This is a genomic window from Achromobacter sp. ACRQX (genome assembly GCF_022346505.1).
GTDB classification, from domain to species: Bacteria; Pseudomonadota; Gammaproteobacteria; order Burkholderiales; family Burkholderiaceae_B; genus Achromobacter; species Achromobacter animicus.
The window spans coordinates 1-23,133 of the sequence record NZ_JAKRML010000040.1 but is presented as its reverse complement, the minus strand read 5'-3'; the positions used below and the strand labels follow the sequence as shown (position 1 = coordinate 23,133).

Here is a 23,133-nt window from a genome sequence, read left to right as displayed (position 1 = left end):
GCGTATCGGTTCAGGCGGCGGCGCGGAACTGCTGGCCCAGCACGCTCCAGAGGCTTTGCACGTGGGAGACGAACTGCGGCGTTTCGCGCAGGGTGAAGACGTCGCGCGGATGCGGGATCTGGATGCGCTCGTCCAGCAGCACGCGGCTGGGCGGGCCGGACAGCACCACCACGCGATCGGACAGCAGGATGGCCTCGTCCAGGTCGTGCGTGACCATCACAATCGTCTGGCCCAGCTTGCGCCAGATCTCCATCAGCTCGCGATGCAGGTGCGTCTTGGTGTGCGTGTCCAGCGCGCCGAAGGGCTCGTCCAGCAGCAGGATGCGAGGCTCGACGGCCAGGCTCATCAAGAGCGCCACGCGCCGCCGCATGCCGCCGGACAACTGGTGCGGAAAGGCGTCGGCAAAGGCGCTCAGGTGGCCAAGTTCCAGCAACTCGGCGACACGCTTGGCGATCCGGTCGGCGGGCACGCCCTGAAACTTCAACCCCAGCGCCACGTTCTTCCTGACGCTGAACCACGGCAGCAGCGTGTCCTTCTGAAAAATGTAGCCCAGCGCCGGCGGCACCTGCCCGTCCACCACGCGCCCGTCCACCTTGATGGTGCCGGTGGTGGGACGCAGAAAGCCCGCCATCATGTTCAGCAGCGTGCTCTTGCCGCAGCCGGACGGCCCGACGATGGACACGAATTCGCCTTCGTTGATCATCAGGCTGACCTCGCCGACGGCGTGCGTCGTGCCCTGGCGCGACTGGTACGCCTTGCCTACCTTGTCCAGCGTAATCATCAAAGGCCCCGGGCTTTCCGCACGAAGCTCATGTTCACGCACTTGGCGTAGGGCACGGTCTTGATTTCTTCATTCGAGAACTGGCGGCCGTCGCCCATGATGGCCGTCATGCGGTTGTACGCGTCCTCGGTGATGATGTTGTCCTTCAGGAACACCGTCTCCTTGTAGACACCCAGCGTCTTCTCGATGGCGGGGCGTGGGAAGGCGCTCAGGTAATCGTCGTAGATCACGTCCGTAATCGCGGCCGCGCTGTTCGCCGTGATGAAGTCCTGCGCCTTGACCATCGCGGTCACGAAGGCCTGCACGACCTCGGGCCGCTTCTGGATGGTGTCCTGCAGCGTCAACGCCGCGATGCCGGGCACGTCGCCGCCCATGAACTCGTTCCACGACGCTTCCGTGGTGGCGTCGAAAATAGGCACGCCCCAACCTTCCTGGCGCGCCTGTTCCATCATCGACATGGTGGCCATGCTGGCGGCGACCGATCCGGTCTTGAGCGCGCCCAGCATGGTCGCCAGATCGCCCAGCGGGCGGATGTCGACCTTGTCGGCCACGCCGGCCTTCTGCATCAGGTACAGCGCCATCAGCCACGTGCTGGACTGCGGCTGCGTCGCGCCGACGCGCTTGCCCGCCAGGTCCTTTAGCGACTTGATCTTGCCGCTTTCAAAGTCTTCGCGGCGCACGATCACGTTGGCGTACGTCAGCTTGCGGTCAAAGCCGAACACCAGCGCGGCGGGCTTGCCCGCGATGGTCAGTGCGGGCGCGGCGGTGGCCGCCGTGGCGCCGAACACGATCTGGCCGGCGGCCAGCAACTGGTTGGTGCGCGGACCGCTTTGCGAATTCAGGTACTCGACCTCCAGGCCGCCTTCTCCGAAAAAGCCCTTCTTCAGCGCCACATAGCCGGCCGCGAAAAAGGGGTCGATGCTGCCCTGGCCGTACACGACCTTGCCGAGCTTGGGCTGCGCGAAAACGACGCGCCCATTGAGCAGGCTGATGCCGGCAAAGGCGGACGCAGCAGCCAGCACGCGGCGGCGGGTGGTGAAGTCGGAGCTACGGGTCATGTCGTCCTCGAAGTGTCTGGGTTGCAGCTGTTTGGCGTCAACAATACCCCAGCGATTGCTGCCCAACAATGGAAAACGCCCGGTTTCCCGGGCGTTCGGTCGAGCGACGCGGCGCAGATTACGCCGCGGTCTTCTTGGGTGCAGCCTTTTTCACGGCCTTCTTGGCGGCGGTTTTGGTTGCCGTTTTGGTGGCGGTTTTGGTCGCTGCCTTCTTGGCGGGCGCCTTCTTCGCAGCCGTCTTGGCCGCCGTCTTGGTGGCGGTCTTCGTCGCCGTCTTGGCCGGCGCGCGCGCGCGGCCCGGCTTCTCGGGGCGGGGCTCAAACTCGAACCCGACCTTGCCGTCCGGCTGGCGCACCAGGAACGCCTTGAACTTGCGGTTCGTGCGGCTGGAGACAAAGCCATCGAGCAGATCGGTGCGGCCGTTGGTCAGCAGCTTTTCCATCTGCTCGCGCGAGATCTCCTGCTGCAGGATGACCTTGCCCGACCGGAAATCGCACGACTTCTCGGGGCCGACGGACTTTTCGCAGACGTAGCTCATGCCGTGCTCGAACACGCGCGACTGGCATTTCGGGCACGGCCCCACCGGCGTGTGTCCGGAGAAGTCCACCGCTTCGTTGTCGTCCTCGTCGTTCTGGCCGAAGTCGAATTCCAGCTTGTACTCATCGCTGATGCGCAGGATGGCGGCGAACGGTCGGCCCATCTTGCTGATGAAGCCTTGCAGCGGACCGATTTCGCGCTTGGCCAGCAGTTCCTCGACTTCGGGCAGTTCGAACGTGCGGCCGCCCGGGTGCTTGCCGATGGAAAAGTCGCAGGCCGTGCAGGCGTAGCGGCGGTAGTTTTCCTTGACCACCGCGCCGCATTTGGGGCACGGCGTGGTCAGCGTGGCGTAGTCGCCCGGCACCGTGTCGCGCTCGTATTCCTTGGCGCGCTTGACGATGACCTGCGTCATCTGCGCGATCTCGCGCATGAAGGCCTCGCGGCCCAGACCGCCCTGCTCGATCTGCTTGAGCTTGTGCTCCCATTCGCCGGTGAGTTCGGGCGAGGTCAGTTCGGCCACGTCCAGGCCCGACAGCAGCGTCATGAGCTGGCGCGCCTTGGCGGTGGGCACCAGGTCGCGGCCTTCGCGGCGCAGGTAGCTTTCGTTGAGCAGGCCTTCGATGATGGCCGCGCGCGTGGCCGGGGTGCCCAGGCCGCGCTCGGACATGGCCTCGCGCAGTTCCTCGTCGTCCACCAGCTTGCCCGCGCCTTCCATGGCGGACAGCAGCGTGCCTTCGTTAAAGCGCGCGGGCGGCTTGGTCGACAGGCCGACGGCTTCGATTTCTTCCGTGCGCACGGTCTCGCCGTCCGCCACGGGCACCAGATTGGCGTCCTCGCCCTGGGCTTCCTTGCCGTAGACGGTCAGCCAGCCCGGATTGACCAGCACTTTGCCGTCCGTGCGGAAGCGATGCCCCTGCACTTCGGTCAGGCGCGTCGTGACGCGGTACTCCGCGGCGGGGAAGAACACCGCCAGGAAGCGCTTGAGCACCAGGTCGTAGAGCTTGGCTTCGGCTTCGCTCAGATCGTGCGGGATCTGCAGCGTGGGGATGATGGCAAAGTGATCCGACACCTTCTTGTTGTCGAAGATGCGGCGGTTCGGCTTGACCCACTGCTGGCTGACGACGGTGTCGGCATGGCGCGCCAGGCCGCCCACGGCGTTGGAACCGCCCTTGGCCAGCGCGCGCATGGTTTCCTGCACCGTGCCGATGTAGTCCTCGGGCAGGTAGCGCGAATCGGTACGCGGGTAGGTCAGCGCCTTGTGGCGTTCGTACAGCGTCTGCGCCAGCGCCAGCGTGGTCTTGGCCGAGAAGCCGAAGCGGCCGTTGGCCTCGCGCTGCAGCGACGTCAGGTCGTACAGGGCCGGCGACATCTGGCTGGACGGCTTGGATTCTTCGGTCACGCTGCCCGGCTTCTCGCGGCAGGCGGCGACTACGCTTTGCGCGGCGGCGGCCGACCACAGGCGCGATTCGCGCTTTTCGGGATCTTTTTCGTCTTTCTTGAACTGCGGGTCGATCCAGCGGCCTTCGTAAAGACCGGCGGCCGCGACGAAGGTGGCGCGCACTTCCCAGTAGTCGCGCGGCACAAAGCGGCGGATGCGTTCTTCGCGTTCGGCCACGATGGCCAGCGTGGGCGTCTGCACCCGTCCGACCGGGGTCTTGAAGAAACCGCCGTCCTTGCTGTTGAAGGCGGTCATGGCGCGCGTGCCGTTGATGCCGACCAGCCAGTCGGCTTCGGCCCGCGAGCGCGCCGCGGCTTCCAGCGGCTTCATCTGCGTATCGTCGCGCAGGTTGGCGAAGGCCTCGCGGATGGCGGCCTGGGTCATCGACTGCAGCCAAAGGCGCTGAATCGGCTTCTTCACGCCCGCATATTGAACGATGTAGCGGAAGATCAGTTCGCCTTCACGTCCCGCGTCACAGGCGTTGATGATGGCGTCCACGTCCTTGCGCTTGGCCAGGCGGACAAGCAGCTTAAGGCGTTCGGCGGACTTCTTGTCGGTCGGGCCCAATTCGAAGGCAGGCGGAATCACGGGCAGGTGCGTGAAGCTCCACTTTCCCTTGACCGGATCGTTGGGCGCGACCAAGCTGAGCAAATGGCCGATGCTGGAAGCGAGAACGTAACGTTCGCTTTCAAAATAGTCGCCCTCGCGCGCAAAGCCTCCCAAGGCGCGTGATATATCAAGGGCCACCGAGGGCTTCTCGGCAATAATCAGCGTTTTATTCATGTGTATCCAGTGGCGGTAGTCCCGCCGTATCAGCGCGGATAATAAGATCGGAGATTCGCCAGATGCAAGTCGGCACTGAAAGCAAAGCGGGATCCGAACTGCACGCTTGGCGTCAATTTTTGTCGCGAAGCACCTTGTGGCTAGGGGTTTTGCTGCTGGGCAGCGCTGCCGTTTGCTGGGTTGCCGCCAACTGGCAGGACATGACAAAAATGCAGCGCTTTGCCGGCGTGCAGGGTCTTCTGGCCGTGTGCGCGCTGGCCGCCGCGTGGTCCGGATTGCGCTTGCGCGCCCGGCCCGGCGTGCGGCGCAGCATCCCCGGCGCGCTGCTTGCACTGGCCGGCATTCTGCTCGGCGCGCTGCTCGCGCTGCTGGGCCAAACATATCAGACGGGTGCCGATACCTGGGAACTGTTCGCGTGGTGGGCAGTGCTCCTGCTGCCGTGGGCGCTTGCCGCGGGCAGTCAGGCGGTGTGGCTGCTGTGGGCGCTGGTGCTCAATCTTGCGGCCGCGCTGTGGCTGGGTGAACGCGTCTTCACCTGGATGATGATCTTTGGCGGTCCGGGTCTGCCCAGTCTGCTCATGGCCGTCCTGAACCTGCTGATGCTCTTTGGCTGGGAAATGGCCGCGCGCCGCTGGCGCGCCAGCACCGTCTTCGGACCACGCATTCTTGCCGCCATCGCGATCAGCGTGCTGGTCCTGGCCCTGATGTTCGGCGACTCCATCGTCGGCGGGCTGGGCACCTACAACGGCATTGCGTGGGTCGTCGTCACGCTGGGCCTGGGTCTTTACTATCAGCGCGGCCGGCGCGATCTCGTCATCCTGGCCATGCTGGCCGCCGGCGTCATCTGCGTGTCGCTGCGCGTCGTCGGCGAATGGCTCTGGCGGCTGGAGCCCGGCGTGTGGGCGGCGCTGCCGCTGGCCGCCTTGCTCATGGCCGAGGCCGTCGTCGCCGCCCGCTGGTTGCGAGGCCTCAGCAACGAAGCGCCGGTCCCCGTGCCCGCCGCAGACGCCGAACCCGCCGGCGCGTCGGCCGGCAACGCCGTGGACCCAGCCGACTCGGGCGCGCCCGTTGCGCAATTGGCCCCTGCCGCCGTGCCGCGCGCCGAGCCGCCCTGGTACGTGCAGTGCCTGCTGGGATTGTCCGCCTGGCTGGCCACCCTGCTCCTGCTGCTGTTCGTCGCGTTTTCCAATCTGATCACCACCGAAGGCGGCGCGCTGGTCGCCGGGCTGGTGCTTTGCGCCGCGGGCGTGGCGGTGCTGCGCAGCGACGCCGGTCCGTTCTGGCGGCAATGCGGCACGGCCATGGCCTTCACGGGGCAGATCCTCATCATCTTCGGGCTGTCCAGCTCGACCTCGTTCGCCAGCGCCAGCTTCTTCGTGCTCCTGATGGCGGCTGCCGTGTATGCGCTGGGTCCCGACGTGATCCTGCGATTCCTCAGCGGTCTCTTGATCGCCCTGGCCAGCGCGGCGCTGATCTGGCGCGGCCTGTCGCCCGACCTCATGCAGGAAGACCTGATGGACGCCTGGATCCGGTTCGACGCGACCCGGGCCACCTTCCTGTGGCTGCCCATCGGCGTGATCGGCGCATGGGCGACCGCCGTCATCCTGACCGTCAGCCACCGCGTGGGCGCGCGGCGCGGCCATGCGCTGCAGCCGCTGGCGTGGGCCTTCCTGCTGTCCGTGCAGGGCATGGTCTGGCTGGCGAGCGGCATTTCGGTTATTGAATTGCCCGCCATCTGGCAGTTGGCGCCGCGGACCGCCATCCTGATCGTGGCGGGCGCGCTGCTGCCCATGGCTGCGGCGCTGGCCGTCCTGTGGCCGCGCCGCCGCCTGCTGACCGGCGGCGTCACCTGGGGCGTGCCGATCGGTCTGCTGCTGCTGGCGCTGTTCTGGCTGCCCAGTCCGGGCGTCGGATTCGCCCTGACGTGGCTGTTGCTGGGGTTCGGCCTGAACCAGTCGCGCGTCATGATCTTCGGCGCGGCCAGCCTGCTGGCGTACCTGGGTGTCTATTACTACCAGTTGGAACTACCGCTGCTGCAAAAGGCGCTCTGGCTGAGTGGCGCGGCGGTCCTGCTGTTCGTCCTGCGTGCCGCGGTGTGGCTGGTGCCGCGCCTGATGCGCACGCAGGCGCCCGTGCAGGCACGCCCGATGCCGCCGGTGTCCCCAGCCCTGCGCTGGCGCACCGCGGCCATTCTGGGCGGTCTGGCGCTGGTGCTGGCGGCGGCCAACTTTGGCATCTGGGAGCGCGAAAAGCTGCTGGCGTCGGGCAAGGTGGTCATTCTTGAGCTTGCCCCGGTCGATCCGCGCTCGCTCATGCAGGGCGACTACATGGCCCTGAATTTCGCGGCCGGGCGCGAAGTGACGCGCTTGCGGCTGGGCGGGGACCGTACCGACGTGGACGGCGTCATGGGGTACGAGCCCGACGGCTACGTGATGCTGACACCGGACGCGCGCGGCGTAGCGCAGCCCGTGCGCATCCAGCCCGATGTTCACCCGCACGCCGAAACCGAAGTGCCGCTGCGCTATCGCGTGCGCGGCAATGGCGTGCGCATCGTGACCAACGCGTGGTTCTTCCCGGAAGGCGAAGCGGCGCGGTATGAAGTCGCGCGTTTTGGCGAGCTGCGCGTGGCTGACGACGGTGAAGCGTTGCTGGTGCGGATGCTGGGGGCGGATCTGCAGCCGTTGTGAACGGAGGCAGCGTTAAGTGTGCCGGGCGTTCCGGTGGACGCCGGTTTGACCCGGATTCGCGCGGATGCAATCAGTCGCGCAGAGCCGCCGGCCAGCCGGGAAACCGCTCGGCCCAGCGCGCGGTGGCGTCCTGAAGGAATGACGCGACATCCGCAGCGGGCAGCGGCGTAAATCCCAATGCCGCCCACGCGGCTTGCAGGGCCGGCAGCGGTGCGCTGGTGTCGATCGCCGGTGCGCCATTCTGCTTCGACAGTTTCAAACCGCTGGCCGGGTCCAGAATCAACGGCACGTGCAGGTAGCGCAGTGGCGGCAATCCCAACAGGCGCCCCAGCACGCGCTGGCGCGCCGTGGAACTGAGCAGATCGGCGCCTCGCACCACGTCAGTCACACCCTGCGCGGCATCGTCCACCACCACGGCTAATTGATACGCCCACAGCCCGTCGGCCCGCCGCAGCGCAAAATCCCCGACTGCCTGCGCCACGTCTTGCTCCTGCGCGCCGAGCCAGCGATCCTCGAAGCGCTCCAGCCCTTCAGGCACGCGCAACCGCCAGGCGCGGGCCTCGCGTCCCGCCGGCAGTCCGTGACGGCAGGTGCCGGGATACGGTCTTTCGCCATCGGCGCCCGGCGCGGTCTGGCCGCGCAGCGCCGAATCGGCAATTTCGCGCCGCGTGCAGCCGCAGCCATAGATCAGACCCCGCGCGGCAAGTGCATCAAACGCCGCCTGGTAGGCGTCGTTGCGTTGAGACTGCCAGACGATCTCGCCGTCCCAGACAAGCCCCAGCGCCTGCAACTGCCCCATGATGACGTCCGCGGCGCCCGGCACCGAGCGCGGCGTGTCCACGTCCTCGATGCGCAGCAGCCAGCGCCCGCGCTGCGCGCGCGCGTCCAGCCAGCTCGCCAGCGCGGTCGCCAGCGAGCCCGCATGCAGCGGTCCACTGGGACTCGGGGCGAAGCGGCCAACGTAATTCAAGGGAACGTAGACAAGACTTCAGCCCGCACGATCAAGCGCGGGCTGAGGGGTTGGAAGTGTGGCGCGTGAACGCGTGCTCAATGCAGCAGGCGCCCGCCTTCTTCGTCGAGCAGCTCTTCGAGGACCAGATTGTCGATCTCGGCTTCCTGGCTCCAGAGAACCATGAGGGCAATGATCTTGATCTTGGAGAGCGGCACGGGCGTTTCCGGCGAGGCCAGGCCCCGGTCGATGACGATCTCGCGCAGGGGCGCGGGCAGCACGCCGGCCGATTCCAGAAAGGCGATGAAGCCGATGGACTCGGTGCCGAGCTGTTGGTATTCGTTATCGGTGTAGATCCGGGTGCCGGACGTGGGCGCCTGGGCCAGGTCAACGCACCGTTCGGTGGTCTCGGCAAGGCCATACAGCCAACCGAGCGCGTCGTCGATGTCCTCGTGCTCGAAACCGGCAGCGGCAAGCCGCTTGGCGAGCACATCGGCAGCAGGACAGGCCTGAGGCGTGTAGTAATTCTCGAACAGATAGACCAGGATATCGAACATATGGCGCAGTTTGTGCCTGTTTGCACAGTCGGCCCGCATATCGGCAGACCAGCAAACATGAATTTTACTTTACGCCGATTTATTTTGCCGGGCAACCGGGGAAAAGGCGGATGTTGTACTACGTCACCTTGCACGCAAGGACGCCTATTTTGCACCCAAATGCTGACAAAATGGCTGATTCAGCAAAAAGGGGCGGTCCCGCGTGGGTCCGCCCCTTTTTTTGCTTTACTTGTCCTGCGTTACGCCACCTTGGGCGCGTTCTCCAGTTTCAGGCCCGCCAGCTGGCGGATGAAAACGGGGATGCAGATCACCAACCCGATGATGCCGCTGGTCAGGCCCGGAATGATGGTCAGCAGCGCGCCAATCGTGCACAGCCACCGCTCCCAGCTCTTCATGCCAACCAGCATGAAACGCGACAAGGCCGCCGACAACAACACCAGGCCGACCATGCAGCCGAAAAGGGTCACGAAGAACTCGTACCAAGTGAACCCCTGCACCGAAATCAGCAGCGACGGCGAGAACACGAAGACAAACGGCACGATCAGCTTGGTGATGCCCAGCCGGAACGCCGTGTTCCCGGTCTTGAAGGGATCGCTGCCCGCCATGCCCGCCGCCGCGTATGCGGCCAGCGCCACCGGGGGCGTGATGTCCGCCAGGATGCCGAAATAGAACACGAAGAAGTGCGCCGCAATGGGCTGCACGCCCAACTGCACGAGTGTGGGCGCTGCGACGGCCACCATGATGAGATAGTTGGCGGTCGTGGGCACGCCGCAGCCCATCAGGATGCAGACGATGCCGGTCATCACCAGCGCCGCGATCAGCGTCAGCGACTGCATGTCCGTCAACGCCTCGGGCAGGAAGATCGCCGCGCCTGCCGCCAGCGCCTGCGAGGCGGCGATCACGATGTACGAGATCTTGAAGCCCACACCCGTGAGCGTCACCACGCCGATCACAATGCCCACCGTGCCGGCCGCTGCGCCGACCGCCAGCGCGTACTTCGCGCCGGTTTCAAACGCTTCGTACAGGTCGCGCAACCGCAGCCGCGTGTACGGATTGAGGATGCCCACCACGATGCAGCCCGTGATGCCCGCGAAGGCCGCCAGATACGGCGTTCGGCCGCTGGCCAGCATGCCGATCAGCATCGCCAGCGGGATCAGCGTGGGCCAGCGCATCTTGAACGACTGCTTGAGCTTGGGCATTTCCTCGGCGGTCAGCCCGCGCAGGCCTTCGCGCTTGGCTTCGAAGTGCACCTGCATGAACATGCCGAAGAAGTACAGGAACGCCGGAAAAATGCCCGCGATCGCGATCTGCTGGTACGGAATGCCCAGGAACTCAATCATCAGAAACGCGGCCGCGCCCATGATGGGCGGCGTGATCTGCCCACCCGTGCTGCTGGCGGCTTCCACGCCCGCGGCGAAGTGCCGCGGATAGCCCACGCGAATCATCGCCGGGATGGTCAGCGACCCCACCGTCACGGCGTTCGCCACCGACGACCCCGAGATCATGCCGAACATCGCCGAGCCGAACACCGACACCTTGGCCGGCCCGCCCGCGTAACGCCCCGCCACGGTCGAGGCCACATCCAGGAACAACTGGCCCAGCCCGATGCGGGTGGCCAGCACGCCGAACAGCACGAAGTGGAACACGTAGGTCGCCACCACGCCCACCGCCACGCCGTACACGCCCTGGCTGGTCAGGTACATGTGGTTGACGACCTGCGACCACGTATTGCCCGCGTGCTTGAGCAGACCGGGGAAGTACGGCCCGAACATCGCGTATGCCATGAACACGATCGCGATGATCGGCAGCGGCCAGCCCATCGCGCGCCGCGTGGCTTCCAGAAGGCCGATCAGCAGAATCGAGCCCATCAGCACGTCCTGCGGCAGCGGATTGCCCACGCGGAACGCCAGGTCCTCGAAGATGTACGGGATGTACAGCACCGACAGCGCCAGCGCGATCGCGATGATCCAGTCGTACAGCGGAATGCCGCCCGGCGCATACCAGGTCGACTTGGGTTCGCGCTGGTAATGCGACTTGGAAAAGCCGAACACCAGGAAGATCAGGCTCAGCACGAAGGCCAGGTGCACGCCGCGGTGCGTCGCTTCGCGCAGCAGACCGAAGCCGGCGGTGTAGTAATGAAAGATCGAGAGGCTGACCAGCAGGCCCGAGACGATCCACGTGGCAGTCTTGTCCAGCGGCCGGAAGCGGATTTCCGAATCGTACTTTTCCGCCAGCTTCTGGGTTTTCTCGTGATCGATTTCCATCGCGGTGATTCTCAAGATGATTCAACAAGCAGGGCCGCACAACGGCGGCCCTGCTCAGATGCGGCGCGAATGGCAGGCGCCGCAGGCGCTCGGGGGGCCTACTTCAGCAGGCCGATTTCCTTGTAGAACTTCTCGGCGCCCGGGTGGAACGGGATGCCCGCGCCCTTGGTCGCGTTCTCGCGCGTGATCAGCTTGCCCTTGGCGTGGCCGGCGTCCAGCGTCTTGCGCGTGGCGTCGCTGTACAGCGCCTTGGTCACTTCATACACGGTCTGCTCAGGGATCTTGGCCGACGTCACCATCTGCGCGTTCACCGAAATCGTCTTGACCTCGGGGATGTTCTGGTAGGTGTTGGCGGTGATGACGTCCGGTGTGAAGAACTCCTGCTTGGCGCGCAGTGCATCAATTTCCGGACCCACCAGCGACACCAGTTCGATGTTGCCCGTGGAGGCCAGTTCGGCGATGGCGCCGGCAGGCGCGCCGCCCACAAAGAAGAACGCGTCCAGGCCGCCGTCCTTGAGCTTGTCGCCCGCCTGATTGGGCTTCAGGTATTCGGCCTTCACGTCCTTGTCGGTCATGCCGTACGCGCCCAGGATCAGGCGCACGTCGACCAGCGTGCCGGAACCCGGCTCGTCCATCGACACGCGCTTGCCCTTCAGGTCGGCCACGCCCTTGATGCCGGAACCCTTGCGCGTCACCAGGTGGATGCTTTCCGGATACAGCGTGGAGATCAGGCGCAGGTCCTGCGCCTTGGGCTTGCCTTCGAACGTGCCCGTGCCGCTATAGGCCCAGAACGCCACGTCCGACTGCGTAAAGCCGGCTTCAAACGAGCCGCCCATGATGCCGTTGATGTTGGCGACCGACCCGTTGGAGGCGACCGCCGTGGCGATCAGCTTGCCGGGTTGCGACACGGCGTTGCCGATGATGCCGCCGATCGGGTAGTACGTGCCCGCCGTGCCGCCCGTGCCGATGCGGAAAAACTGCTGGGCCTGAGCCGAGCTGGTGGCGCCGACAGCGGCGACCGCGACGGTCAGGGCGGTGATCCAGTGCTTGAGTTTCATGCGAGCTTCTCCGGTACTTGTTGACAGGTCTGTCGGGTGACTTGGGTCGTCTTGTCATCGCCGGCGCGGCAGCGTTGCCGCGCCGGAAATGGGCCTCCCCTTGGGGGCCGTTTTCATGATGAAATTCTGTCATGCCGCCCACTGGTAGCCAATGGTTACGGGGCTATCGTTTACCTGGGGGTGAATCGCCCGTTTGGTTATGGGTGGTCCCGCTTTGGTTATGCGCGTGTTACCTCTCAAGCAGTCAGACTACGGAGTCATCAGGATGTCCCAGGAAGTCATACGCGGCATTGCGCTGCCCCCGCCCGCTCAACCGGGCGATCCTTTGGCCAGCGTCGATACGCCCAGCCTCGTGCTGGACCTGACGCCCTTCGAGGCCAACCTGCGCGCGATGCAGGCCTGGGCCGACCGCCACGACGTCGCGCTGCGGCCGCACGCCAAGGCGCACAAGTGTCCGCAGATCGCCCTGCGTCAGCTTGAACTGGGCGCGCGCGGCATCTGCTGCCAGAAAGTCAGCGAAGCCCTGCCTTTCGTGGCCGCCGGCATCCAGGACATCCACATCAGCAACGAAGTCGTCGGCCCCGCCAAGCTGGCGCTGCTGGGGCAACTTGCGCGCGTGGCGAAGGTCAGCGTGTGCGTCGACAACGCGCACAACCTGGCGCAGGTGTCGCAAGCCATGGTGCAGGCGGAGGCGCAGATCGACGTGCTGGTGGAAGTGGATGTCGGCCAGGGCCGCTGCGGGGTGTCGGACGACGCCCTCGTGCTGGCGCTGGCGCAGCAGGCGCGCGACCTGCCGGGCGTGAACTTCGCCGGCCTGCAGGCCTATCACGGGTCGGTGCAGCATTACCGCACGCGCGAGGAGCGCGCCGAGGTCTGCCGCCAGGCGGCGCGCATCGCCGCGTCCTATGCGCAACTGCTGCGCGAGAGCGGCATCGCCTGCGACACCATCACTGGCGGCGGCACGGGCAGCGCCGAATTCGATGCGGCCAGCGGCGTCTATACCGAATTGCAGGCCGGCTCCTACGCCTTCATGGACGGCGACTACGGCGCCAACGAGTGGGACGGCCCGCTGGCGTTTGAAAACAGCCTGTTCGTGCTGGCCACGGTCATGAGCAAGCCGGCGCCTGACCGGGTGATCCTGGACGCGGGGCTCAAATCCACCACGGCCGAATGCGGCCCGCCCGCCATCTTCGGCGAACCGGGTCTGACGTACACCGCCATCAATGATGAGCACGGCGTCGTGCGCGTGGAGCCGGGGGCGCAGGCGCCCGACCTGGGCGCGGTGCTGCGCCTGGTGCCGTCACACGTGGACCCCACGTTCAACCTGCATGATGGGCTGGTGGTGGTGCGGGACGGCGTGGTCGAGGACATCTGGGAAATCTCGGCGCGCGGCTTCTCGCGCTAATAGGTCCTTCTGAGGGGGCGGTTAGCTAGCGCGGTGCACGGTCACGATCGACCGTTCACCCCTCAAGTCCTCCCGTCCCGCGATTCGCAGGAACGAAAAAAGGCCGGCGCGCCGTCAACGCGCCGACCTTTGGATACAGCCCGCAAGCGCCTACTTGGCCTGCTGCTGGATCTTTTCCCCGCCCCTTTCAATGTCTTTGCCGGCACCTTCCATCGTGTTGCAACCGGCGGTCACGGCGGTAATCGCGAGCATCAGTGCAAGCCAAATACGGTGGGTCATTTTCTTCTCCTTCGGGCGTTCATTGGACGTTGCGGTCATGCCGATCGGCAGCCGCAATTACTTGTCCAGCAAGTCCCGTGCCTGATCCTTCGCTTCGCCCACATTGCGCTGCACTTTACCCTCGACTTTCTCCACTTTTCCTTCGGCTTCGGTGCGGGTGCTGCCCGTCACCTTGCCAGCTGTTTCCTTGATCGCGCCCTTCACTTCCTTGGCGGCGCCCTTGATGCGGTCCTTGTCCATGTCATCGATCCTCAGGTTTCAGGTGGGGTGAAACCGCGCCGGGGAAACCCGGAGTCCGGCGGCGGACAAGTCCAATATAGGAACCGCGCCGCACCCGCGATAGAGGCATGCGCACCAGGACAGGTGGTGCATTTTTACCTGCGGCTCACGCCAGGTTCGTCATCCCCAGGAACTGCCGCAACTCCACCGTGGCCGGCGCAGTGAACAGTTGCTCGGGCGGGCCGATCTCGTGCACCCGGCCCTGGTGCATGAACACCACGCGATCGCAGACCTCGCGCGCAAAGCGCATCTCATGCGTCACCATTAACAGCGTCATGCCGTCGGCCGCCAGTTCGCGCACTACCGCCAGCACTTCGTTGACCAGCTCCGGATCCAGCGCCGACGTAATCTCGTCGCACAGTAGCGCCAGCGGCTGCATCGCCAGCGCGCGGGCAATCGCCACGCGCTGCTGCTGCCCGCCCGACAATTCGTCCGGCCACGCGTCGAACTTGTGCGCCAGGCCCACGCGGGTCAGCATCGCTCGGGCCATGTCCTCGGCCTCGCGCGCGGGGACACGCTTGGCCACCATGGGCGACAGCATCACGTTGCGCCCCACGGTCAGGTGCGGAAACAGGTTGAACTGCTGAAAGATCATGCCCACCTTCAGCCGCAGCGCACGCAGCCGCAGCTCATCGTCGCCCAACTGCGCATCGGCCACCATGATCGCGCCGCCGTCGATTTGCTCCAGCCCGTTGATGCATCGCAGCAGCGTGCTCTTGCCCGAGCCGCTCTTGCCGATGATGGCAATCACTTCGCCGGGCTCGACGCGCAGCGTCACGCCTTTCAGCACTTCGTTGTCGCCGAACCGCTTGCGGATGTCTTCAAGGGCGATGAGGGGCATGCAACTTCCTTTCCAGCCGGAGGCTGAGGCGCGACAGGGGCCAGCACAGCGCGAAATAGATCAGCGCCGCGCAGGCATAGACGGTGAAGGGACTGAAGGTGGCGTTGGTGATCACCGTGGCCGCCTTCGACAGTTCCGTGAAGCCGATGATGGACGTCAGCGCCGTGCTCTTGACGATCTGCACCGCAAAGCCCACGGTGGGCGCCACCGCAATGCGCAGCGCCTGCGGCAGCACCACATAACGCATCTGCTGCACGTAGCCCAGCGCCAGGCTGGCCGACGCTTCCCACTGTCCCTTCGGTATGGCCTCCACGCAGCCACGCCAGATCTCGGCCAGAAACGCGCCCGCCCACAACGTCAGCGCCGCGCCCGCGGCCAGCCACGGCGGCACCTCCACGCCGATCAGCGACAGGCCGAAGAACGCCAGGAACAACTGCATCAGCAGCGGCGTGCCCTGAAAAAGTTCGATGTACGCCCAACTGATGCGCCGCATCGCGGCCACGCGCGACGTGCGCATCATGAGCGCCAGCACGCCCATCAACGCCCCGCCCGCAAAGGCCGCCAGCGATAGAATGATCGTCCAGCGCGCCGCCAGCAGCAGATTGCGCACGATGTCCCAGGTGGAAAATTCGGTCATCGTGCCGCCTTGCGGAACAGCCGCCGCCCGGTCATGCGCAGGATCTGGCGCAACAGCACCGCCAGCGCCAGATAGATGCCGGTCGTCACCAGATACACCTCGAACGCCCGGAAGTTGCGCGACTGAATAAAGTTCGCGGCAAACGTCAGGTCCTCGGCCGCGATCTGCGAGCACACCGCCGATCCCAGCATCACGATCACGATCTGCGAAGACAGCGCCGGCCAGATCCGCATCAGCGCGGGCATCAGCACGACGTGCCGGAACACCTGCAGCCGCGACAGCGCAAGGCTCGCGCCCGCTTCATACTGCCCGCGCGGCGTGGCGTCGATGCCGGCGCGGATGATCTCGGTGCTGTAGGCGCCCAGGTTCAGCGCCATCGCCAGGCACGCCGCCTGCATCTCGCCAAGCTGGATGCCCAGCGACGGCAGGCCAAAGAACACAAAAAAGAGCTGGATCAGAAACGGCGTGTTCCGGATCAGCTCGACATACGCGGTGACCGGCGCGCGCAGCCATGTCGGCCCCTGTGTGCGCACCCACGCGCACGCGATGCCGATCGCCACGCCCGCCACCGCGCCGAACGCAATCAGTTCGATCGTCACGCCGATGCCTTTGAGCAGCACCGGCGTGTACTCGAACACCGAGGCGAAGTCGTACTGGTAAGCCATGACGGCCGCCGCTTAGGCTACAGATCCTTGGGCAGCGCGGCGCCCAGCCATTTCTGCGAGATCGCCGACAACGAGCCGTCCTGCTTGGCGGCCGCCAGGATGTCGTTCACGCGGGCGCGCAGCTTCGGTTCGTCCTTGTTCAGGCCGATGTAGCACGGCGAGTTCTTGATCAGGAATTTCGTCTCGGGCTTCTTGGGCGGATTGCGCGCCAGGATGGCGGCGGCCACCACGTTGCCCGTTGCGATCATCGGCACCTGGCCCGACAGGAAGGCCGTGATCGTGCCGTTGTTGTCCTCATAGCGCTTTACCGTGGCGGACTCGGGCGCAATCTTGGTCAGCTCGATGTCCTCCACCGCGCCGCGCGTGACGCCAATGGTCTTGCCGGCCAAGTCCGCGGCGGACGAGACCTTCAAGTCCGCCGGGCCAAACACGCCGTTGAAGAACGGCGCGTACGCGTCGGAAAAATCGATGGCCTTCTCGCGCTCGGCATTCTTGCCCATGCTGGAGATCACCAGGTCCACCTTCTTCGTCTGCAGGTACGGCACGCGGTTGGCGCTGGTGACCGGCACCAGTTCCAGCTTCACGCCCAGTTGCTTGGCGATGAGCTGTGCCGTATCGATGTCATAGCCCAGCGGCTTCATGTCCGAGCCCACCGACCCAAACGGCGGAAAGTCCTGCGGCACCGCGATCTTGATGACGCCCGCCTTGACGATATCGTCCAGCGCGTCGGCGTGCGACACAGGAGCGGCCAGCAGCGTGGCGGCGGCGCAAAGGGACAGCAACAGGGATCTGCGTTTCATAAGGAACTCTCCAGGGCCCGCACTGCCCGGCTGGGTCAATGCGTTGCACACCAAGTCGGTATACAAAGAGAGTCAAAGCAAAGTCCGTGCCACGCGCGTGTGCCGGGAGGCGTCGGGCAAAGGTCGTGCAGACGCCCCGCGATGGTGCGGCGGATGCGCCGCAGGCGGGCGCGCAGGCACCGGTTTGGACGTTTGGCTTCAGGCGTCCACGTAGCCCGCCATCAACCCTTCGAACCACTCATGAAACACCGCCAGCCGGCGCGACCGCTGGCGGCGGTGCGGATAAAGCAGCGACACCGGCATGGACGCCGCTCGCGCGGCCGGCATCACCTCCACCAGTTCGCCCGCATTCAGCAGATGCTGCACGTCGAACCGGGGAATCTGGATCAGCCCCAGCCCCGACAGGCAGCAGGCGATATAGCTTTCGGCGTTATTCACCACCACCCGGCTGCGCACTGGATCCTGGCGCACGCCGCCATCGGGCGACACGGTTTCCCAGGGCAATTCGCGCCCGGTCTTGGGCGACGCATAGCCCACCGCCCAATGTCCGCTGGCCAGATCTTCCGGCTGCATCGGCTCGCCGTGTTCGCGCAGGTAAGCCGGGCTGGCGCAATTGATCAGCGCAATGCTGCCCAGCGGCCGCACCACCAGACTGCTGTCATGCAGCGCCCCGATGCGCACCGCGCAGTCCACGCCTTCCTGCACCAGATCGATGGCGCGGTCGGTGGAACTCAGCACCACTTGCAGCCGTGGATGCCGGCGCAGCAGGCCCGGCAACTGCGGCGCAATCAGCCGGCGTGCCACGCGGCTCGGCACGTCAATGCTCAATCGGCCCGACACCTGCCGCTCGCTGGCTTGGAACAACAGGTCGATGTCTTCCACTTCGGCCAGCAGCGGCAGCACCCGTTCCAGCAGTTGTTCGCCGTCCGCCGTCAACCGCACCTGCCGGGTCGTGCGATGCAGCAGCCGCACGCCAAGCTGGGTTTCCAGTTGCTGGATGGCGGCGGACACCGACGCGCGGGGCGCGTCCAGCGCGTGCGCCGCCTTGATGAAACTGCCCATCTCGGCAACCTGCGCAAACACGCGGTACTGGTCGAATCGGTCCATGAGCGGCCTGTGGCGATGATGCGGGGGGCGGTGCAACGGGAAGCGCGCGCCTTCCCGATGCCGGGGGCGCGCGCAATGCATGAAAAGCATAGCCGCAATTGGGGGCTGATCGGGATCCGATCCGGCCGCGTCAGCCGCTGCGCCAGATCGCCACAGCAGCCAGCGCCGCCGGCACCAGAAACACGACCGCCAGAATCGGCAATTCCTCGCGCACGGTGTACCCGGCGTGGGTAACGCCCACCCACATATTCACCAGCGACACCACCAGCCAGACGGGAATGAACGCCTTGGCCGCCACCGCCAGCGCCGCCGCATCGCCGCCCCACAATTTCCCGAAGAGCAGAAACACGCCCAACAGCACCGCGCCGCCTCCAATCACCATCGCCATATGCATGCCGCTCTCCCTGGTCTGACGCCTACTTGGTCGTATAGCCGCCGTTGATAAGGATGGTCTGCCCCGTGATCCACCAGCCGTCGCTCACCAGATGGCGGATGAACGGCACCACGTCCTCGATATCCGTCAGCCCCGTCTTGCTGAACGGCGACAGCGCCGCCGCGGTCTTGTGATACGCCACGGCATCATCGCCCTCAGCCGGATAGAAGAACGGCGTATCCATCGGACCCGGCCCCACCGCCGTCACCGAAATCCCCCGCGCCCCAAACTCCTTGGCCGCCGCCCGCGTGTAATGCTCCACCGGCGCCTTCGTGCCCGCGTAGGCCGCATAGAACGGCGTGAAGGCGCCCAGCAGCGACGTCACCAGCGTGCACACCTTGCCGTTGTCATTCACGTGCCGGCCCGCCTCGCGCAGAAAGAAAAACGCCGTCTTGGAATTTACCGCCGTCATCTCGTCGTACTCGGCTTCGCTGATCTCGGTGAAGGGCTTCTTGAGCACCTTGCCGACCGTATTTATTGCGATATCCGGCCGGCCCACTGCGGCAACCGCATCGGCAAACAGCTTCTCTACCGCCGCCGCCGTCGTCAGGTCGCCCTGCAACGCCACGGCCTTCGCGCCCGCCGCCTGCACCGCCGCCACGGTCGCCTCGGCTTCAGCCTTCGACGCTGCGCTGTTGTAATGGATCGCCACCGCGCGGGCGCCCTGCTCCGCCAGGTCGCGCGCAATCAGCCCGCCCAGATTCTTCGCCCCGCCCGCAATGATCGCGACCTTGCCCTTGATCGAATGGTCCGCCATGGAAAATCTCCTTCAGATGTCGATGGAGCTACGAGCTTAGGCAAGCGCCCGCGCCCGATAAACCACCTGAAGCTGGATGGATCATCCAGAAAAACCACCCAATCGAGGCGCGCGGTCTGGGCGGTGTCCAGTAACCGGCAACAAAAAAGCCGCCGCTGATTCAGGGACGGCTTGCAGCGTCGTCAATCCAGGAACGCGCTCAATCCACCTGCGCGCCCGACTGCTTCACCGCCTTGCCCCACTTCTCGACCTCGGCCGTCATAAACGTCCCAGTCGCCTCAGGCGTCAACGGCATCGGTTCCGCGCCACGATCCCGGAAGAACTTCTGCATCTCCGGCGTATTCAACACCTGCCCGATCTGCTTGCTAAGCGCCCCGGTGATCTCCGCAGGCGTCCCCTTAGGCGCCAACACCGCCGCCCAGCCAATCGCCTCAAACCCCGGATAACCCGATTCCGCCACGGTCGGCACATTCGGCAACTGCGGCAGCCGCTTGGCCGTCGTCACCGCCAGCGCCACCGCCTTCTTGCTCTGAACGTGCGGCAAACCCGCCGTCACCGAGTCCACCATCAGCGGCACCTGATGCCCCAGAAAATCCGCCTGCGCAGGGCCACTGCCCTTGTACGGAATATGGCGAATATCAATATCCGCCGCCGCTTTGAACATCTCGGCCGACAAATGCTGCGTGCCGCCAATCCCCGCGCTGGCATACGCCAACTCACCCGGATTCGCCCGAGCCTGCGTCACCAACTGCTGCAGCGACGTAATCCCAGACGCGGGCGTCGCCAGGAACATCAGCGGCACCGAGAACACCCCCGACACCGGCGCAAAATCCTTCGTCAGGCTGTAATTGATGGTCTTGTACAGCGTCTGATTCACCGCCGCCGCGCTACCCGCGATCACCAGCGTGTAACCGTCCGGCGCCGCGCGCGTGGCCTGCTCCATCCCGATATTGCTGCCCGCGCCCGCGCGGTTCTCCACCACGATCGGCTGCTTGACCGCCGCGCCCAGCTTCTCGGCCAGCGCGCGCGCAAAGATGTCGGTCGCCTGCCCCGGCGGGAACGGCACGATCAGGCGGATGGGACGGTCGGGATATTCCGCGTGAGCGGGCGTCATGGCGGCGGCCAATGCCAGACCGGCGGCAAGACTGGAAAGAATACGTTTCATGATTGGTCAGTAAAAAGCGACGGCGGACTGCGCGCGAGGGGCGCATCGCCTGCATAAAATAGAGCGCCCGCGCTGGCAGCCCTTGTGAGGCCGGCCCGGGGCAGATCGGAGGGGTAGCGTCACGATAGCATCCCCCCGTCGGTGCTACATTTGCCTTTTCGCGCTTCCCCCCGGGGAATCCCCCGAAATTTCCCTCATCCCCTGTCCTTACATCCCGCAGGAACCGCCATGGAATTCAGCCAGTTCAACGTCGACACCCTCATGGAGATCACCTCCCGCCCGGACCTCGTGTTCGTCAGCGGCAAGGGATCCTGGCTGGAGGATCACGCGGGCAAGCGATACCTGGACTTCGTGCAGGGCTGGGCGGTGAACACCCTGGGCCACTCCGCGCCCGAAATGCAGCGCGCGCTGGTCGAACAGTCGCAAAAGCTGATGAACCCGTCGCCGGCGTTCTACAACATCCCCTCGATCGAGCTGGCTCAGCGCCTGACCGGCGCGTCCGACTTTGACCGCGTCTTCTTCGCCAACAGCGGCGGCGAAGCCAACGAAGGCGCCATCAAGCTCGCGCGCAAGTGGGGCCAGGTCAAGAAGAACGGCGCCTACAAGATCATCACCATGAACCACGGCTTCCACGGCCGCACGCTGGCAACGATGTCCGCGTCGGGCAAGCCGGGCTGGGACAAGATGTTCGCCCCGCAGGTCGAAGGTTTCCCCAAGGCCGAACTGAACGACCTGGAATCCGTGCGCAAGCTGATCGACGACAAGACCGTCGCCATCATGCTGGAACCCGTCCAAGGCGAAGGCGGCGTGCTGCCCGCCACCAAGGAATTCATGCAAGGCCTGCGCAAGCTGGCCGATGAAAACCAACTGCTGCTGATCGTCGACGAAGTCCAGACCGGCATGGGCCGCACCGGCAAGATGTTCGCCTACCAGCACTTTGACGTCGTCCCCGACATCATGACGCTGGCCAAGGGCATCGGCGGCGGCGTGCCGCTGGCCGCCCTGCTGGCCCGCCAGGAAGTCAGCGTGTTCCAGCACGGCGACCAAGGCGGCACCTACAACGGCAACCCCCTGACCACCGCCGTCGGCGTCGCCGTCTTCGACGCGCTGGTCGCGCCGGGTTTCATGGACGCGGTCAATGCCCGCGCCAAGCAACTGTCCGAAGGCCTGCTGGCCATCTCGGCCAAGTACGGCATGAAGGGCGAACGCGGCATGGGTCTGCTGCGCGCGCTGGTGATGGATCGTGACGATGGTCCGGCGATTGTCGAAGCTGCGCGCAATCAGGCGCCGGAAGGTCTGCTGCTGAATGCGCCGCGTCCGAATCTGCTGCGCTTCATGCCCGCACTGAATGTGACGGCTGAGGAAGTGGATTCGATGCTGAAGCAGCTGGATGCGCTGATTGCGCAGGTGCGTAAGGCTTGATGAGGGTTAGAAGGTAGGGAATGCAAGGGCCGCGATTATGCGGCCCTTGTTTTTTGGTTGATTGGATCGCGGTCGGGGTTGGGTATGCGGCCGTGGGTTGGGATACATCAAGGGAATCGAATGGACGCGAAGGAATTTGTCGGCAACTGGAATGCGCTGCGGGGTGAGCTGCTGGAGACGTTCATGGCGGCGGATGGCGGGAGTGCAGTGGCGGCCAAGGTGCGGGGGCTGGGGTTGTCGCCAGCGCAGCTTGAGGGCGTGCGTGGCGTTTTGGATCTGGCGCTGCGGGACACGATGTATTCGCTGCTGCTGGGGTTGGATGGGGCGGCGAGTATTGGCGATAGCCAGGAGCAGTTCACCATTGCGGGTGAGGATGGGGTGGTGATTGAGGATATTGAGTCGGAGGCTTGGGAGTGCTTCCATGGGAATTCGGGCGTTTGCGGTTGATTCGCTCGATTCAAAAGGCTCGTTTTTCTGTGGTCGCCGTTACGGGAGTTTGAAGATGTCCAAGTCGCCTGCTGATGACGTGGTGTCGATCTATCGGGAGCATGCCGACGCGTTTGTGCGGCTGCGTGGGTCTGAGCTGATCGAGCGCGTGTGGCTCGATGCGTTTCTGGCGCTGCTGCCGGGGGCGATTCCGCGGGTGCTGGATATTGGGTGTGGGTTTGGGGTGCCGATTGCTCAATATCTGATTGAGCGTGGGTGCCTGATTACGGGTGTGGATACGTCGGTGCCGTTATTGAATCGGGCGAAGGCGGCGTTTCCTGAGCATCAGTGGATTGCTGCGGATATGCGGCGGATGGCGGTCGCAGGGCCGTTTGATGGGTTGATCGCTTGGCATAGCTTTTTTCATTTGTCGCCTGAGGATCAGCGGGGGATGTTCGGGGAGTTCGGGCGGTTGGCTGCGCCGGGGGCGGTGTTGATTTTTACGAGCGGGCCGGGGTTGGGTGAGGCGATTGGGGAGTTTGAAGGACGGCCGTTGTATCACGGGAGTTTGGAGGGGGCGGAGTATAGGGAGTTGTTGGGGGTGAATGGGTTTGAGGTGGTGCGGCATGTCGTAGAGGATGCCGGGTGTGGGGGGGCGACGGTGTGGTTGGCGAAACGGGACAGGGGACTGTCAGTATTTTTGTGTTTGAGGCGTTAGAAGCGTGATAGTTGGTTCTATCAGGCTTATTGATGCTATCTCAGCGATACGGGTCAGTGAAGCGTTCTGCATAAATCACGGCGAACT

General features: G+C 65.2%; 22 protein-coding genes. 5 read left to right on the top strand and 17 right to left on the bottom strand.

Annotation, left to right across the window (positions count from 1 at the left end; translation table 11 throughout):
- Positions 1–10: 10 nt before the first annotated feature.
- From MHZ91_RS25735 to MHZ91_RS25725, 3 genes are all read right to left on the bottom strand, one after another.
- Positions 11–781, bottom strand: a complete 771-nt coding sequence (locus tag MHZ91_RS25735) for an ABC transporter ATP-binding protein (protein WP_239216322.1) — start codon at positions 779–781, stop codon at positions 11–13.
- Positions 781–1,839 (bottom strand): ABC transporter substrate-binding protein, encoded by a 1,059-nt coding sequence (locus tag MHZ91_RS25730; protein ID WP_239216321.1) that lies wholly within the window; start codon positions 1,837–1,839, stop codon positions 781–783. Before MHZ91_RS25730 ends, MHZ91_RS25735 begins: the two co-directional genes overlap by 1 nt.
- A gap of 118 nt (positions 1,840–1,957) precedes the next feature.
- On the bottom strand, positions 1,958–4,597 hold the full coding sequence (locus tag MHZ91_RS25725; RefSeq protein WP_239216320.1) for a DNA topoisomerase III: 2,640 nt from the start codon (positions 4,595–4,597) through the stop codon (positions 1,958–1,960).
- A gap of 62 nt (positions 4,598–4,659) precedes the next feature.
- Here MHZ91_RS25725 and MHZ91_RS25720 point away from each other — a divergent pair, with 62 nt between their 5' ends.
- Positions 4,660–7,284 (top strand): GDYXXLXY domain-containing protein, encoded by a 2,625-nt coding sequence (locus MHZ91_RS25720; protein ID WP_239216319.1) that lies wholly within the window; start codon positions 4,660–4,662, stop codon positions 7,282–7,284.
- Positions 7,285–7,354: 70 nt separating this feature from the next.
- Here the strand turns inward: MHZ91_RS25720 and gluQRS are convergent, their stop codons facing one another.
- From gluQRS to MHZ91_RS25700, 4 genes are all read right to left on the bottom strand, one after another.
- Positions 7,355–8,254: a tRNA glutamyl-Q(34) synthetase GluQRS gene (gene gluQRS, locus MHZ91_RS25715; RefSeq protein WP_239216317.1), complete on the bottom strand. Its 900-nt coding sequence runs from the start codon at positions 8,252–8,254 to the stop codon at positions 7,355–7,357.
- Positions 8,255–8,331: 77 nt separating this feature from the next.
- Complete coding sequence (locus tag MHZ91_RS25710) at positions 8,332–8,790, bottom strand: DUF494 family protein (protein WP_056565848.1); 459 nt, start codon at positions 8,788–8,790, stop codon at positions 8,332–8,334.
- A gap of 239 nt (positions 8,791–9,029) precedes the next feature.
- Positions 9,030–11,054, bottom strand: coding sequence for a TRAP transporter permease (locus MHZ91_RS25705; protein ID WP_239216315.1), 2,025 nt, complete (start codon positions 11,052–11,054; stop codon positions 9,030–9,032).
- A 98-nt stretch (positions 11,055–11,152) separates the two neighbouring features.
- Complete coding sequence (locus MHZ91_RS25700) at positions 11,153–12,112, bottom strand: TAXI family TRAP transporter solute-binding subunit (protein ID WP_175125813.1); 960 nt, start codon at positions 12,110–12,112, stop codon at positions 11,153–11,155.
- 265 nt (positions 12,113–12,377) lie between these two features.
- Here MHZ91_RS25700 and MHZ91_RS25695 point away from each other — a divergent pair, with 265 nt between their 5' ends.
- The gene (locus MHZ91_RS25695) at positions 12,378–13,517 is read left to right on the top strand and encodes a DSD1 family PLP-dependent enzyme (RefSeq protein ID WP_239216313.1); all 1,140 of its coding nucleotides are present in this window, start codon (positions 12,378–12,380) and stop codon (positions 13,515–13,517) included.
- Positions 13,518–13,667: 150 nt separating this feature from the next.
- Here the strand turns inward: MHZ91_RS25695 and MHZ91_RS25690 are convergent, their stop codons facing one another.
- From MHZ91_RS25690 to MHZ91_RS25645, 10 genes are all read right to left on the bottom strand, one after another.
- Positions 13,668–13,796 carry an entericidin A/B family lipoprotein gene (locus MHZ91_RS25690; RefSeq protein WP_056327784.1) on the bottom strand — a complete coding sequence of 43 codons (129 nt, stop codon included), beginning with the start codon at positions 13,794–13,796 and terminating at the stop codon, positions 13,668–13,670.
- A 57-nt stretch (positions 13,797–13,853) separates the two neighbouring features.
- Positions 13,854–14,036, bottom strand: coding sequence for a CsbD family protein (locus MHZ91_RS25685; protein ID WP_239216311.1), 183 nt, complete (start codon positions 14,034–14,036; stop codon positions 13,854–13,856).
- A 145-nt stretch (positions 14,037–14,181) separates the two neighbouring features.
- On the bottom strand, positions 14,182–14,916 hold the full coding sequence (locus MHZ91_RS25680) for an amino acid ABC transporter ATP-binding protein (protein WP_239216309.1): 735 nt from the start codon (positions 14,914–14,916) through the stop codon (positions 14,182–14,184).
- On the bottom strand, positions 14,897–15,553 hold the full coding sequence (locus tag MHZ91_RS25675; protein ID WP_239216307.1) for an amino acid ABC transporter permease: 657 nt from the start codon (positions 15,551–15,553) through the stop codon (positions 14,897–14,899). Before MHZ91_RS25675 ends, MHZ91_RS25680 begins: the two co-directional genes overlap by 20 nt.
- The gene (locus MHZ91_RS25670) at positions 15,550–16,218 is read right to left on the bottom strand and encodes an amino acid ABC transporter permease (protein ID WP_105236846.1); all 669 of its coding nucleotides are present in this window, start codon (positions 16,216–16,218) and stop codon (positions 15,550–15,552) included. Before MHZ91_RS25670 ends, MHZ91_RS25675 begins: the two co-directional genes overlap by 4 nt.
- Positions 16,219–16,235: 17 nt before the next feature.
- Positions 16,236–17,018: a transporter substrate-binding domain-containing protein gene (locus MHZ91_RS25665; protein WP_175185516.1), complete on the bottom strand. Its 783-nt coding sequence runs from the start codon at positions 17,016–17,018 to the stop codon at positions 16,236–16,238.
- A 198-nt stretch (positions 17,019–17,216) separates the two neighbouring features.
- Entirely contained in the window at positions 17,217–18,125 is a 909-nt protein-coding gene (locus MHZ91_RS25660) for a LysR family transcriptional regulator (protein WP_239216305.1), read from the bottom strand.
- A 130-nt stretch (positions 18,126–18,255) separates the two neighbouring features.
- Entirely contained in the window at positions 18,256–18,519 is a 264-nt protein-coding gene (locus MHZ91_RS25655; RefSeq protein WP_239216303.1) for a hypothetical protein, read from the bottom strand.
- A gap of 22 nt (positions 18,520–18,541) precedes the next feature.
- A complete protein-coding gene (locus MHZ91_RS25650) occupies positions 18,542–19,315 on the bottom strand; it encodes an SDR family oxidoreductase (protein ID WP_105236850.1) in 774 nt (257 codons plus the stop codon).
- 199 nt (positions 19,316–19,514) lie between these two features.
- Positions 19,515–20,480, bottom strand: a complete 966-nt coding sequence (locus tag MHZ91_RS25645; protein ID WP_239216301.1) for a tripartite tricarboxylate transporter substrate binding protein — start codon at positions 20,478–20,480, stop codon at positions 19,515–19,517.
- 228 nt (positions 20,481–20,708) lie between these two features.
- Between MHZ91_RS25645 and MHZ91_RS25640 the strand changes: the two genes are divergently transcribed.
- The 3 genes from MHZ91_RS25640 (at position 20,709) to MHZ91_RS25630 (ending at position 23,046) form a co-directional block, all read left to right on the top strand.
- Positions 20,709–21,902: an acetylornithine transaminase gene (locus MHZ91_RS25640; protein WP_218342422.1), complete on the top strand. Its 1,194-nt coding sequence runs from the start codon at positions 20,709–20,711 to the stop codon at positions 21,900–21,902.
- A gap of 120 nt (positions 21,903–22,022) precedes the next feature.
- A complete protein-coding gene (locus tag MHZ91_RS25635; protein ID WP_239216299.1) occupies positions 22,023–22,349 on the top strand; it encodes a hypothetical protein in 327 nt (108 codons plus the stop codon).
- A gap of 55 nt (positions 22,350–22,404) precedes the next feature.
- Positions 22,405–23,046, top strand: coding sequence for a class I SAM-dependent methyltransferase (locus MHZ91_RS25630; protein ID WP_239216297.1), 642 nt, complete (start codon positions 22,405–22,407; stop codon positions 23,044–23,046).
- Positions 23,047–23,133: the final 87 nt, after the last annotated feature.